Here is a 12,952-nt window from a genome sequence, read left to right on the forward strand (position 1 = left end):
GGACTCGCGTAGGAGGCTGGCGCAGCAGCCGGCAGGATGGATGGCGCGTCGCGGAGGGCGGCGCGCGTGCGCTCAAGCTGCGCAATAGAGCGCGCGCAGGCGTTCGCGCTGCGCGTCGCCCAGCCCGAGGCCTTCGCGCAGGTAGGCGTCCAGCGAGCCGTGGCGCGCCTGGATTTCGGCGAAGGCGGCCTGCAGGAAATCCGGCTGCACGCGCCACAGGACTTCCGCCGCCTCGCGCGTGAGGCCGGGGCGCGGCGTGTCCGGCAGGCACAGGCGCTCGTTCGTGAGCAGGTAATCGTGCATCACCAGGTCGTCGGGCGCGCCCACCGCCTTGAGCAGCAGGGCGGCGGCGAAGCCGGTGCGGTCCTTGCCGGCGGTGCAGTGGAACACCGTCGGCTCGCCCGAGGCGAGCAGGTGCGCGAAGAACTCCGCGAAACGCGGCGTGCCGTGGCGCACGAAGCCGCGGTAGGTGTCCTGCATGTGGGCGGTGACTTCGGCGGCCGTGAGGCGGTGGCCTGCCGCGATGAGCTCGGAGAGCTTCTGGACGATCGTGGGCTCGATGGCGAGCGAATGCACCGTGACATCGGGCAAGCGGCAGACGGCGCCGCAGCGTTCCTCGATGCCGCGGAAATCGAGCACGCGGGTGATGCCGAGGGCGCGGATCCGGGCGATGTCGGACGCGTCGAGGGCGCCGAGGTGGTCGGAGCGGAAGAGGACGGGGCGCAGCGGCCCCACCGTACGGAAGTTGCTGGGATTGGAGAGATGGAATGCAGTGGACATCTTCAGAGCACCTGGACCAGTTCGGCGACGATGCGGAGGTCTTCCGCTTCGGCGGGATCGAGTTCGATCGGCCGGAAGCGCGGATCGTCGCTGTTGGGCCGCAGGAGGATGCGTGTGTGCCGCCAGCCGTCCTCGTCGGCGCGCTTCTCGCTCGCGTACTGCTTGATCGTGAAGCTGCCGCCGTGCTCGGGATCCGAAATCGACCGGTGCTGCGCGACCACCACCTTGCCCTGGCGCGTGCCGGGCGGATGGAGCCGGAACAAGCACCAGGCGCCGTTGGGGATCTGCCGGTTCATGGATTCGCCGACCACCTGGGCGACGAAGAAGCCGTCCTGGGGCTTCAAGTGCGCGGGCAGTTCCACCCAGTCCATCGCGCCTTGCTCGAATGACTGGGCCTCCCCGAATCCCCCGGCGGCGAACTTGAGGTCGACCAGGGGGACGGCGTTGCGATAAGGGCGGATCTCGCGGGCCGGCACGCGGCGGAACGGCAGCACGGTCGCGCTCGGCGCGGGCGCTGGGGCGGTTTCCGCCGCGGATGCGAGGTGGCCGCGGAACCAGGCGGCCGTCTCGGGGTCGGTGCAGTAGATGTAGCAGCCCTTCATGCCGCGCGTCATGAGCGTGCGATACGTGTTCCTGATGACGCGGTCCACCAGCGCCGCGCCTTCCGGCGTGCCGAGCAGGGACTTGTACCCGCGGATGGTCTTGTCGGCACGAGCCCTGCGCTCCGGCCGGGTCTGCACGCGGCCGTCGCGCACCACCAGATCGTCCCCGACGATCACGCCCACGTAGTCGACCTCCAGGCCCTGGCAGGTATGGATGCATCCCACCTGCTCCACCGACTCCGGTGAAATGATCCAGAGGCTGCCGTCGCGCGTGAGGTTCCACTGCTTCGCGTAGCCGAACCCGGGAATCACGATGTCGGCGGCCGCGGCGTCCTTCTTGCTGGCCCATTCCCAACAGTAGCCGGCGACGACCCGGGCCCGGTTGCGCTCCCTGTTCCGCTCGGTGATCAGCGCGTGCAGTTCGACCGGTGAATCGAGGACCCGGAAGTCGAACTCCTCGCTCGACAGGAGCTTGTTGGCGGTGCTGCGCAGGCCCAGCACGGCATCGAGCCATGCGAGATAGCCGTCGGACCCGTTGCAGCGGAATTGCGACGCGAGTTCCATGCGCGTGACCTGCGCGCCCGCGTCCCGCGCCAGGCGTTCGATCGCTTCCCGCGTGCCGATGTCCTTGATGGTGACCCGCTGGTCCTCGTCCAGGAAGAACACCGCGCACCGGGCCGCGCCGATGATTTCCCGGACCTGGTTGTTCCCCAGGTTCCCGTAGAGGCCGGACTTCTCGTTGAGCCGATGCGCCTCGTCCACGATCAGGGTGTCGAACTCGTTGCCTTCCGCCTCCGTGAAGCTGCCGGATCCCCGGAACAGGTTCGCGATGTGCGACTTGCGGAAGCTGCCGGTGAGCCGGGCCTGGAAGACTTCGCGGGGCGCCGCGTTGCGCGACACGTACTGGCACAACTGGCCGCGCCGCGTGAGTTCCACCAGCAGGTTCACCGCCACGACCGACTTGCCCGTGCCCGGCCCGCCTTCCACGATGACCACCTGCTTCGCGCCGGCCACGCCGAGGTCCGCCTTGCGCAGCACCGTCTCGTAGACCACCTTCTGCTCGTCGACCAGCACGAATTCCTCGTTGCCCTTGAGCATGCCCGTGATGCTGTCGGCCAGGCTCTTCGACGGGCGGATGCGCCCGTGCTCGATGCGGTACAGCAAGGCGCCCGCATCGCCGTGCCGCACGTGCCGCGCGATGAACTCGCGCAGGCGCCGGCGCTCCGCCTCGCCCTTCAGGAACAGCGGGGCACGTTCCATCCACGGCTGGTAGCGGGGGTCGGACACGGCGCCCGCGGGAGGATGGTTGTGCAGGTAGGCGCAGGGCAGGAGGTCCACGTCGCTGCCGTCGTCCACCTCCTCGTTGAAGTTGCGCAGCAGCGCCGCATAGGACCACGCCTGGTAGGAAGGATGGCTCACCTCCTGGTGGCCTCCGCCGATCCAGGTGGACACGATCCCGTCCTTCTCCGTCGCCGCGGCGGACGACCACTGCTTCAGTTCGACGATCACGAGGTTCGGCGCCCGATCCTCGCCGCAGCCGCTGACGATGAAGTCGATCCGCTTGGACATCTGCGGCAGGTGGTATTCGATGGCCACGCCGGCGTCATCCGGAATCGCGGGATCGTGCAGCACCTTCGCCATGCATAGCAGCGATTCGCGCCAGGAGCGCAACTCGGCGCGACCCACGCCGTGCCCCTTGTTCTTCAGGTACGCTGCTTCGACGACCTCCTCGATGTCGCGATCGAAGGCATCGCGCAGGAAGCCCGCCTTGGTCTCCTGGTAGACGATCATCCGCCTGCCTTGCGGCTCGACCCCTTGGCCAGTTCGACCGGATAGCGGACGGCGTTGCGTTCCAGCTTGCGCAGCGCCGCCTGCGCGATGTCGATGCCCACGACATCCGCGAAGCGCACCAGGTACAGGAAGACGTCGGCGACCTCCTCCTCCACCGCCTGCCTCTTCTCCGGGTCCAGCTGGCGGCTCTGCTCCTCGGGCATCCACTGGAAGTGCTCCAGCAGTTCACCCGCCTCCACGACCAGGGCGGCCGCGAGGTTCTTGGGCGCGTGGAACTGCTCCCACTCGCGTTCCCGCGCGAACTGCCGCAGGCGCGCGGCGAAATCATCCAGGTCGGGGTTCATGGGCAACGGAGGAAGGTTCGAAGCCCGACCTTACCACCGGGCTGGCGCCGCTGCGGGTGCTTCCCCCTACTTGTCGGCAACTGCCAGGAGTGCCTTGGGATTGCTGCGCGCGATCGCGAGCAGCGTCCGGGCTGCCCCACTTGGCTGCTTCCGGCCTTGTTCCCACCCCTGCAATGTTCGGACCGAGACGCCAAGGAGCTTGGCGAACTGCGACTGCGACAGGCCGGTTCGCTCGCGCGCCTCGATGGCAGGGGAAGAAACAACCTCGGTCTTGCCGGTCTTCATCTGCTGCACCGACTCCAGCAACTCCGCCGCCAGGTCGCGTTTCGCTTCGTACGCGCGCAACTGCGCATCACCCAGCGGCTTACTCTTCGAGGACACGACGAATCTCCTTCAACTTCGCGCCGGTGAGGTTGTCTGTCTTCGACTTTGCATACATCGTCAGCAAGACGATGTCTTCCTCCGCACTGCGAACGTAGTAGATCACCCTGACGCCACCGGACTTGCCCGTACCCGCCCGGCTCCATCGCACCTTTCGTATGCCGCCTGAGCCAGGCACCACATCTCCGGCCTCCGGGTGCTCCGCAATGAACACTGCGAACGCACCCCGCTCCTCCTCGGTCCAGTAGAGCGGCCACTGCTTCTGGAAGAGGAGGGTCTCGACGACCGTGAGCATGCGTGAACTATACGCCTAAGGCGCATAGTTGTCCAGCGATGATCCGGATGGGCGACGCGTCAGGGAGGAAGGCTCCCGGGGTCGCGATCTCCTCCGGCTCGGGACGGAGTCGCTCAGCCGGCCGGACCGCTGGCCCCCACCGGCGTCTCGGCAGCCGCGGGTGCGGTACTTGCCGCCCCGCTGCGCTGCACCGGCACTTTCCCCGAACGCACGTCCTCGTACCAGTACGCGTGGTGCTCGCGCGCCCACGCATCGCCCACCCAGCCCTTGCGCATGGCCGCGTAGGCCCCGCGCATGCCGACCGTGCCCAGGTAGATGTGGCCGGCGAACAGGCACAGCATCAGCACCGCGCTCGCGTTGTGCACCATATGCGCCATCTGCATGGTGCTGCGCGGATAGGCGATGCCCGGCACCAGCTGGTTCATCACCAGGCCGGAGGCGACCACCAGCGCGCCCAGCAGCAGCACGCCGCACCAGAACACGATCTTCTCGCCCGCATTGAAGCGGTGCGAGGGCGGCGCCTCGCCGCCGGACTTGCGCAGCAGGCCGCCGCCCCGCAGCAGCCAGCGCAGGTCGCCGCGCTGCGGCCAGTTGTCGCGCAGGAAGGTGAGGAACACGACCAGGAGCGACACGGCGAACAGCGGGCCGGCGAAGTTGTGGAGCGTCTTGAGGCCGTAGGTGAGATAGCCGAACAGCACCTGCCCGATCAGCGGCAGCAGGAAGAACTTGCCGAAGGCCATCACGACGCCCGAGAGGCCCAGGACCACGAAGGCGATGGCGTTGGCCCAGTGCGCCGCGCGCTCGAAGGGCGTGAAGCGCTCGATGCGCGTGCGGCCGTCCTCCACGCCGTGGCGGCCCACCGGGCCGCGCCCCGTGTAGAAGATGGCGAGCGCGCCCAGCACGATCAGGAACAGCGCGCCGCCGTAGGGGATCAGCCACTGGTTGCGCACCTGCCGCCACGCCTCGCCGGCCGTCACGAAGCGCGAACCGGGATACTGCACCGAGGCCTGGATCAGGTTGCCCGCTTCCGGCGCCTGGCTCGCGGGCAGCGTGGTGGTGCCGTTCACGCCCCGCTGCACCATGCGCCACAGCGGCGCGTTGTTGCCCGGCTGCACGGCGTTGCGCTGAGCGTTGTTTTGCTCCATGTAGCCCGGCAGCGAGGACGCATCGGGCTTCACGTCGAAGATGTTCTGGCCCTGCACGCCCGGCAGCGCCCGCGCCGGCGGCGCGGGGTCGTCGGGCACCTTGGGCGCTTGCGCGTACGCCGCGCCGCAGAGCGCGACGCCCAGGACGAGGGCCGCGAGGCGTTCAAGGGATGCGGACATATTCGTTCTGCCCGTTGACGGTGCGCACCTTCATGTGCTGCTCCCAGCTCGCGCGGTCGCCCGGCTTCCAGTCGGCGGCCATGTAGGGCGGCTGCCGGTCGGTGCCCAGGTGCGGGGCGGCATCGCTCTTGATGCCGGCGGCGGTCTGCTCGCGCTCGGCGCAGGCCGTCAGCGCGAAGGCCGCGGCCGCGAGGGCGAGGATGGCGAGGCTTCTCATGACTTCCCTCCGTTCGGCTGGCCGGCCTGCTGCGAGCCGTAGGCCGTGCCCCAGCCCCACACCTCGGCGCCCTTGCCGCGCTTGAGCACGCGGTTGCGGAAGATGTCGGCGATCACGTCGCCGTCGCCGCCCAGCAGCGCCTTGGTGGAGCACATCTCGGCGCACGCGGGCAGCTTGCCCTCGGCCAGGCGGTTGCGGCCGTACTTCTCGAACTCCGCCTGCGTCCCGTTCTCCTCCGGGCCGCCGGCGCAGAAGGTGCACTTGTCCATCTTGCCGCGCACGCCGAAGGTGCCGGCCGCCGGGAACTGCGGCGCGCCGAAGGGGCAGGCATAGCTGCAGTAGCCGCAGCCGATGCAGGTGTCCTTGTCGTGCAGCACCACGCCCTCTTCGGTGCGGTAGAAGCAGTTGACCGGGCACACGGCCATGCAGGGCGCGTCCGAGCAGTGCATGCACGCCACGGAGACCGAGCGCTCGCCCGGCACGCCGTCGTTGAGCGTGACGACCCGGCGGCGGTTCACGCCCCAGGGGATCTCGTGCTCGCTCTTGCAGGCCGTGACGCAGCTGTTGCATTCGATGCAGCGCTCCGCGTCGCAGATGAATTTCATGCGTGCCATGTCAGGCCCTTTCGACGTTGCAGATGGTCGTCTTGGTCTCTTGCATCATCGTGACGCTGTCGTACCCGTAGGTCGTGGCCGTGTTGACGGCCTCGCCGCGCACGACGGGGTGCGCGCCTTCCGGGTAGTGCGGCAGCAGGTCCACGCCCTGCCAGCGCCCGGCGAAGTGGAACGGCATCCAGCAGGTGTCGGGACCCACCCGCTCGGTGACCAGCGCCATCACGTTCAGGCGGGCGCCGGTCGGCGTCTTGAGCCAGACGCGCTCCCCGTGGCGGATGCCGCGCTCGGCCGCCGCCTTGGGGTTGATCTCGACGAAGGCTTCCTGCTGCAGCTCCGCCAGCCACGGGTTGGAGCGCGTCTCGTCGCCGCCGCCCTCGTACTCGGTCAGCCGCCCGGAGCTGAGGATCAGCGGGAACTTCTCGTGCACCTTGTCCTGCAGGTTCTTCTGCTGCAGCGTCTTGTACAGCGTGGGCAGCCGCCAGAACGCCTTCTTGTCGTCGTGCGTCGGGTACTTGGCCACCAGGTCGGGGCGCGGGCTGTAGATCGGCTCGCGGTGCTGGGGCACGCCGTCGGGGAAGTTCCAGACGACCGCGCGCGCTTTCGCGTTGCCGAAGGGATAGCAGCCGTGGTTCTTCATGACCACGCGGATGATCCCGCCCGAAGGGTCGGTCTTCCAGTTCTTGCCTTCCGCGAGCGCCTGTTCCGCCGGCGTGAGCTCGTTCCACCAGCCCAGCTTCTTCAGGAAGACGTGGTCGAACTCGGGGTAGCCCGTCTGGATCTCCGCCCCCTTGGACGCCGAGCCGTCCTCGGCCAGCAGGTTGACGCCGTTGCGCTCCACGCCGAAGTTCGCGCGGAAGTTGCCGCCGCCCTCCATGACGTGCTGCGACGTGTCGTACAGGTTGGCCGAGCCCGGGTGCTTCAGCTCGGGGTTGCCCCAGCACGGCCAGGGCAGGCCGAAGGTGTCGCCGGTGAGGTCGTAGCCGGTCTCCTTGTCCTTCACGCCCGGCTTCGCCCGCAGCGTCTTCACGTCGAAGGCCGCCATGTTGCGCATGTGCGCCTTCAGCCGCTCCGGGCTCTGGCCCGTGTAGCCGATGGTCCACACGCACTTGTTGATCTCGCGCAGGATCTCCTCCGGCATGGGTTCGTCCATGCCCTTGACCTTCTGCATCTTGTAGTTCTTCGACAGCTCGTTGCCGAAGCCGAGCTTCGTGGCCAGCTGGTGCATGATCATGTGGTCGCTGCGGCTTTCCCACAGCGGCTCGATCACCTTCTCGCGCCACTGCAGCGCCCGGTTGGAAGCCGTCACCGAGCCGCTGGTCTCGAACTGCGTCGCGGCCGGCAGCAGGTACACGGCGCGCTTCGGGTTCAGCTCGCCCGGCTTGCCGGGCATCGCGGCCATGGCCGCCGTCGCGGAAGGGTACGGGTCGATCACGACGAGCAGGTCCAGCTTGTCCATCGCCGACTTCATCTCCAGCCCGCGCGACTGCGAGTTGGGCGCGTGGCCCCAGTAGACGACGCCGCGCAGGTTGGTCGGCTGGTCGATCAGCTCCTTCTGCTCCAGCACGCCGTCGATCCAGCGCGAGACCGTGATGCCCGGCTTGGACATCAGCGCCGGGCTGGCGAAGCGGCTCTTGATCCACTCGTAGTCCACGTTCCAGGCCCGGGCGAAGTGCTTCCAGGAGCCCTCGGAGACGCCGTAGTAGCCGGGCAGCGAGTCCGGGTTGGCGCCGATGTCGGTCGCGCCTTGCACGTTGTCGTGCCCGCGGAAGATGTTGGCGCCGCCGCCGGACACGCCCACGTTGCCCAGCGCCAGCTGCACGATGCAGGAGGCGCGCACCATCGCGTTGCCGATCGAGTGCTGCGTCTGGCCCATGCACCACACCAGCGTGGAGGGCCGGTTCTTGGCCATCATCTCGGCCGCCTTGTAGATGTCGGCCTCCGGCACGCCCGAGGCCTCGAACACCTTGTCGGGCGTCCAGTTGGCCAGCACGTCCTTCTTCACCTCCTCCATCCCGTAGACGCGGTCGTTGATGTACTTCTTGTCTTCCCAGCCGTTCTTGAAGATGTGGTACAGGATGCCGAACAGCACGGGGATGTCGGTGCCGGAGCGGAACCGGATGTAGTGGTCCGCCTTCGCCGCCGTGCGGGTGAAGCGCGGGTCGCACACGATCATCTTGGTGCCGTTCTCCTTGGCATGCAGCATGTGCAGCATCGACACCGGGTGCGCCTCGGCGGCGTTGGAGCCGATGTACAGCGCGCACTTGCTGTTCTGCATGTCGTTGAACGAGTTCGTCATCGCTCCGTAGCCCCAGGTGTTGGCGACACCGGCGACCGTGGTGGAGTGGCAGATGCGCGCCTGGTGGTCGCAGTTGTTGCTGCCCCAGAGGCTCACGAACTTGCGCATCAGGTAGGACTGCTCGTTGGAGTGCTTGGACGAGCCGATCCAGAAGATGGAATCCGGCCCGCTCGCCTTGCGCAGCTCCTCCATCTTCGCGGCGATCTCGTCCAGCGCCTGGTCCCAGGAGATGCGCTGGTACTTGCCGTCCACCAGCTTCATCGGGTAGCGCAGGCGGTACTCGCCATGGCCGTGCTCGCGCACCGCCGCGCCCTTGGCGCAGTGCGCGCCCAGGTTGATGGGCGAGTCGAACACCGGCTCCTGGCGCACCCACACGCCGTTCTCCACCACCGCGTCGACCGCGCAGCCGACGGCGCAGTGCGTGCAGACGGTGCGCTTCACCTCGACCCGGCCCGCCCCGACGGCCGGGCCGCCCTTGTCGGCGGCCTTCGCCTTGCGCAGCATCACCAGGCTGGAGCCGGCGAGGCCGACCCCGACGCCCATGCCCGAGCGGCGCAGGAAGGCGCGCCGGTCCATGGTGGGCAGCGCGCCCGAGAGCCCGCGCTGCAGGCTGCGGACCAGGGGGGTCCCGCTCTCGTGGCGGGCGCCGGATTTCTTCGTGAGCAACATGGCGGTCTCCGGGGGATGGGTCAGAGGCGGGTGGTGCGGTAGTAGTGCCGCACGTGCTCGGTGAGGCGGTAGCCGCCGCCGCGGGCGGGCGGTGGGGTCCGCGCCTCGCTCGCGTTGTCCGGCGGCGGCGTGCGCTGCAGGAGGTGGAGCGCGGCGGCGAGGGCGCCGGCGCCGGCGGCTGCAGCGGCGAGGCCCCTGCGTGTCAGTGCGAGTGCGGATCGATCCATGCGGGTTCTCCGGTCGGGAAGCACAACGACATCTCTTCGACGCGGCGAATGTAGGAGCCGTCTTGCAAGCCGGCAAACAAGCATGAGCAGCCGGAAAAGGGAGCGAGATCCGTGCCAGCGCGCGCCGCGCCGGCGCTTCACTGGAGCCAGGCTTCGTGGAGCCTCGAAAATGCGTCAACTTGTCGCGCCGGGCGCGACAGCTTGACGCGTCATCCGGGCGAGGCGCCCGCCAGCCGCACGCGGAACACCGCGCCGCCTTCGGGCACGTTCTCCACCTCGATGGCGCCGCCGTGCCGTTCCACCAATGCCTGGCTGAGCCAGAGGCCCAGCCCGTTGCCTTCGCGGCGCGTGGTGAACATCGGCAGGAACAGCTGGTCGCGGATCGCGGGCGGGATGCCGGCGCCGCTGTCCTGCACTTCGGCGATCGCGCCGTGCTGCGCGCCTTCGGCGTCGCGCGTGCGCACAGTGAGGCGGCCGCCCGAGGGCATCGCCTGCACGGCGTTGGAGACCAGGTTGACCAACAGCTGCTGCAGTTCGTGGCGGTTGAAGCGCACGTGCTGCGTGGCGGCGTAGTCGCGCACCACCTGCACCTTGCCGTCGGCGAGCAGGTGCGACGAGAGCACCAGCGACTCCTCCATCACCTGCCCCAGGTCCAGCGCTTCCGCCTCGCCCGCGTACTCGGACGGGCGCGCGAAGCGCAGCAGCTCCGCGACCATCGTGCGCATGCGCTCGACCTGCTTGTCCAGCAGCTGCAGCTCCGCCTCCACGGTGGCGGCCTGCTCGCCGAGCAGCGCGCGCAGCAGGTCCAGGTTGCCCTGCATCACGGCCACCGGGTTGTTGATCTCGTGCGCGATCGCGGCGGTCAGCTGGCCGATGGCGGCCAGCTTCTCCGACTGCTGGCGCTTGTCCTCCACCTGGTCCAGCAGGTGGTCGAACTGCGCGGCCAGCCGGCCGATCTCGTCCTGCGCCGCCACCGGCCCGACGCGCGCGAGCCCGTCGCCGCGCTCCACCTGGCGCATCACCTGGTGCATGCGCTCCACCGGCCGGAAGATGCTGCGCGCCCAGCGCAGCGAGAACCCGAGCACGAGGCAGGTGCCCGCGAGGAAGATCAGGCACATCAGGCCCAGGATGCCCCACTTGGCGAGCCGGAAGGGCTCTTCCAGGTAGCCGACGTACAGCATGCCGACGCGCCGGCCCGCGCCATCGAGCAGCGGCTCGTAGCCGGACATGTACCAGGCGTTGACGACGTAGGCGCGATCCAGCCAGGTGCGGCCCTGCACCAGCACCGCGTCGCGCACCTCGGGCGAGGCGCGCGTGCCGATCGCGCGCTCGTCGGGGAACAGGCGCACGTTGGTGCTGATGCGCACGTCGTCCATGAACAGCGTCGTCGTGCCGTGGCTGCCCAGGGGCAGCGCGCCCTCGGGGTAGACGATGCTGTTGATGCGGTCCACCAGCGCCAGGTTGCGATTGAGCAGGATGCCGCCGTGCAGGGTGGCCACGCGGCGGCCGCCCTCCACCACGTCGGCGCGGGTGGCGACCACCAGCGCGCGCATGCCGGCACCGTCGGCGCCGGGATGCACGCGCGCCTGCAGCAGCGGCGCGACCCGCTGCAGCTGCGCCGCGTCCCACAGCATCACCTGGCCCGCGGGCTCGCCCGGCGCCGCGGCGTCGTCGGCGTGCACGGGCACGAGGGTGAGGAAATCGAGTTCGAGCCGTCGCCGCTGCTGCTCCAGGAACCAGGCCATCGCGTCCTCGTCCTTCGCCTGCAGGCGCTCGCGCAGCGCCTGCGAGCCTGCCACCGCGCGCGCGCCGGTGGCGACCCGCTCCACCACCTGGCCGAAGTAGCCCCGCGCCACCGCGAGGTCGCTGCGCACCTTGGCGACCAGCAGCTTGTCGTAGACGTAGTCGCCCCACCACAGCAGCGCGCCCACCACGAGCGGCAGCATCAGCAGCATGGGCAGCAGCGCGATCGCGAGCAGCTTGCGGCGGACCGAGCGGCCCAGCCAGGCGCGCCAGCTCAGGACGCGGCCCATGCGGCGCAGCGGCGTTCCAGCGTGCGGCGGGACACGCCCAGCAGCTGCGCCGCCCGCGTCTTGTCGCCGCCCACGGCGTCCAGCACCGAGAGGATGTGCTGGCGCTCCAGCGACTGCAGGTCCGATGCCGGCGCCGCCGCCGTACGGATCGCGGGCGGGCGCGGATAGAGCGCCGAGACGTTCAGCTCGCCCAGGATCAGCGAGCGCTCCACCAGGTTGCGCAGCTCGCGCACGTTGCCCGGCCAGTCGTACTGCATCAGGTAGGCGAGTTCCGCCTCGCTGACCGCGAGCCGCTCCACGCCCAGCGCGGGCGCGAGCTGCGCGACGAAATGCTCCACCAGCGCCGGGATGTCCTCCTTGTGCGTGCGCAGCGGCGGCATCTCCACCTGCAGCACCTGCAGCCGGTAGTACAGGTCGCGCCGGAAGCGGCCGGCCTCCACCTCCTCGGGCAGCGAGCGGCTCGTCGCGGCGACGATGCGCACGTTGACGGGCACCTCCTGCTGGCTGCCGACGGGACGGATCTTCAGGTCCTCGGTCACGCGCAGCAGGCCCGCCTGCACCGTGGCCGGCAGTTCGGCGATCTCGTCGAAGAACAGCGTGCCGCCCTGCGCGTACCAGAAGAGGCCGTCGCGCGCCCTGGCCGCGCCGGTGAAGGCGCCCTTGGCATGGCCGAACAGCTCGCTTTCCATCAGCTCCGGCGAGACCGAGGCGCAGTTGACGGGCACGAAGGGGCCCTGCGCGCGCGGGCCGAGCGCGTGCAGCGCGCGGGCCGCCAGTTCCTTGCCGGTGCCCGACTCGCCGTGCAGCAGCACGGTGCTCTGCACCGCGGCGATGCGGCGCAGCGAGTCCGACAGCTGCCGCATCGCCGGCGAGTGGCCCACCAGGCCGAGCGGGTGCGTGGGGTCCGCCGCGAGGCTGCGGCGCAGCACGTAGTTCTCGCGGGCGAGGCGGGCGCGCTCGTGGCAGTGCTTCACCGCGTGCATGATCTGCGGCACGCGGAAGGGCTTCAGGATGAAGTCGGAGGCGCCCGCGCGCAGCGCCTCGATCGCGGTCTCGAGCTTCGCGAAGGCCGTGATGAAGATGACGTCGCCGGCGTAGCCCTGCTCGCGCAGCTCCTGCAGCCACTGGAGGCCGTTCTTCCCCGGCAGCGAGATGTCCAGGATGATCAGGTCGACGCGCCGCTGCCGCAGCAGCTCGGCGCCCTCCTCGGCGCTCGCGGCCGCGGCGACGTACTGGCACTGCGGCAGCAGCGTCTTGCGGAGGAAGTGGCGCATGCCCTCTTCGTCGTCGACGATCAGGACGGACCACATCGGCCACTCGCCGGCGGGGGCTGCCGGCGTTGCGCGCGGGTCAGTGAGGAGGGCCACGCGGAAATTCT

The 12,952-nt window shown here is 69.6% G+C and carries 12 protein-coding genes; all 12 read right to left on the reverse strand.

All coding sequences use genetic code 11. The annotated features are described in order from the left end of the window. Window positions 1-72 precede the first annotated feature (72 nt). The gene (locus ACY0MJ_RS11180; protein ID WP_462638539.1) at window positions 73-780 is read right to left on the reverse strand and encodes a tyrosine-protein phosphatase; all 708 of its coding nucleotides are present in this window, start codon (window positions 778-780) and stop codon (window positions 73-75) included. Window positions 781-782: 2 nt separating this feature from the next. Further along, entirely contained in the window at window positions 783-3,173 is a 2,391-nt protein-coding gene (locus ACY0MJ_RS11185; RefSeq protein WP_462638540.1) for a DNA/RNA helicase domain-containing protein, read from the reverse strand. Continuing rightward, window positions 3,170-3,517 (reverse strand): nucleotide pyrophosphohydrolase, encoded by a 348-nt coding sequence (locus ACY0MJ_RS11190; RefSeq protein ID WP_462638541.1) that lies wholly within the window; start codon window positions 3,515-3,517, stop codon window positions 3,170-3,172. Before ACY0MJ_RS11190 ends, ACY0MJ_RS11185 begins: the two co-directional genes overlap by 4 nt. A 66-nt stretch (window positions 3,518-3,583) precedes the next feature. Continuing rightward, the gene (locus tag ACY0MJ_RS11195) at window positions 3,584-3,898 is read right to left on the reverse strand and encodes a helix-turn-helix domain-containing protein (RefSeq protein ID WP_462638542.1); all 315 of its coding nucleotides are present in this window, start codon (window positions 3,896-3,898) and stop codon (window positions 3,584-3,586) included. After that, entirely contained in the window at window positions 3,882-4,193 is a 312-nt protein-coding gene (locus ACY0MJ_RS11200) for a type II toxin-antitoxin system RelE/ParE family toxin (protein ID WP_462638543.1), read from the reverse strand. Before ACY0MJ_RS11200 ends, ACY0MJ_RS11195 begins: the two co-directional genes overlap by 17 nt. A gap of 113 nt (window positions 4,194-4,306) precedes the next feature. After that, window positions 4,307-5,518, reverse strand: coding sequence for a formate dehydrogenase subunit gamma (locus tag ACY0MJ_RS11205; protein ID WP_462638544.1), 1,212 nt, complete (start codon window positions 5,516-5,518; stop codon window positions 4,307-4,309). Further along, the gene (locus tag ACY0MJ_RS11210) at window positions 5,502-5,735 is read right to left on the reverse strand and encodes a hypothetical protein (protein WP_462638545.1); all 234 of its coding nucleotides are present in this window, start codon (window positions 5,733-5,735) and stop codon (window positions 5,502-5,504) included. The genes ACY0MJ_RS11205 and ACY0MJ_RS11210 overlap by 17 nt, the downstream gene beginning before the upstream one ends. Next, on the reverse strand, window positions 5,732-6,349 hold the full coding sequence (gene fdh3B / locus ACY0MJ_RS11215; RefSeq protein WP_462638546.1) for a formate dehydrogenase FDH3 subunit beta: 618 nt from the start codon (window positions 6,347-6,349) through the stop codon (window positions 5,732-5,734). Before fdh3B ends, ACY0MJ_RS11210 begins: the two co-directional genes overlap by 4 nt. Window position 6,350: 1 nt before the next feature. Further along, window positions 6,351-9,314, reverse strand: coding sequence for a formate dehydrogenase subunit alpha (locus tag ACY0MJ_RS11220; RefSeq protein WP_462638547.1), 2,964 nt, complete (start codon window positions 9,312-9,314; stop codon window positions 6,351-6,353). Between the two features lie 20 nt (window positions 9,315-9,334). Beyond that, window positions 9,335-9,541, reverse strand: coding sequence for a formate dehydrogenase (locus ACY0MJ_RS11225; RefSeq protein ID WP_462638548.1), 207 nt, complete (start codon window positions 9,539-9,541; stop codon window positions 9,335-9,337). A gap of 209 nt (window positions 9,542-9,750) precedes the next feature. Next, window positions 9,751-11,574 (reverse strand): sensor histidine kinase, encoded by a 1,824-nt coding sequence (locus ACY0MJ_RS11230; RefSeq protein ID WP_462638549.1) that lies wholly within the window; start codon window positions 11,572-11,574, stop codon window positions 9,751-9,753. Next, a complete protein-coding gene (locus ACY0MJ_RS11235; protein WP_462638550.1) occupies window positions 11,559-12,941 on the reverse strand; it encodes a sigma-54-dependent transcriptional regulator in 1,383 nt (460 codons plus the stop codon). The genes ACY0MJ_RS11230 and ACY0MJ_RS11235 overlap by 16 nt, the downstream gene beginning before the upstream one ends. Between the last annotated feature and the right edge of the window lie 11 nt (window positions 12,942-12,952).

It is taken from the genome of Ramlibacter sp. bp-362 (assembly GCF_054956735.1).

Bases quoted from the DNA above. Each gene is read 5' to 3' on its own strand.
- ACY0MJ_RS11180 (WP_462638539.1), bottom strand. From the start codon at position 780: ATGTCCACTGCATTCCATCTCTCCAATCCCAGCAACTTCCGTACGGTG.
- ACY0MJ_RS11185 (WP_462638540.1), bottom strand. From the start codon at position 3,173: ATGATCGTCTACCAGGAGACCAAGGCGGGCTTCCTGCGCGATGCCTTC.
- ACY0MJ_RS11190 (WP_462638541.1), bottom strand. From the start codon at position 3,517: ATGAACCCCGACCTGGATGATTTCGCCGCGCGCCTGCGGCAGTTCGCG.
- ACY0MJ_RS11200 (WP_462638543.1), bottom strand. From the start codon at position 4,193: ATGCTCACGGTCGTCGAGACCCTCCTCTTCCAGAAGCAGTGGCCGCTC.
- ACY0MJ_RS11205 (WP_462638544.1), bottom strand. From the start codon at position 5,518: ATGTCCGCATCCCTTGAACGCCTCGCGGCCCTCGTCCTGGGCGTCGCG.
- ACY0MJ_RS11210 (WP_462638545.1), bottom strand. From the start codon at position 5,735: ATGAGAAGCCTCGCCATCCTCGCCCTCGCGGCCGCGGCCTTCGCGCTG.
- fdh3B (WP_462638546.1), bottom strand. From the start codon at position 6,349: ATGGCACGCATGAAATTCATCTGCGACGCGGAGCGCTGCATCGAATGC.
- ACY0MJ_RS11220 (WP_462638547.1), bottom strand. From the start codon at position 9,314: ATGTTGCTCACGAAGAAATCCGGCGCCCGCCACGAGAGCGGGACCCCC.
- ACY0MJ_RS11225 (WP_462638548.1), bottom strand. From the start codon at position 9,541: ATGGATCGATCCGCACTCGCACTGACACGCAGGGGCCTCGCCGCTGCA.
- ACY0MJ_RS11230 (WP_462638549.1), bottom strand. From the start codon at position 11,574: ATGGGCCGCGTCCTGAGCTGGCGCGCCTGGCTGGGCCGCTCGGTCCGC.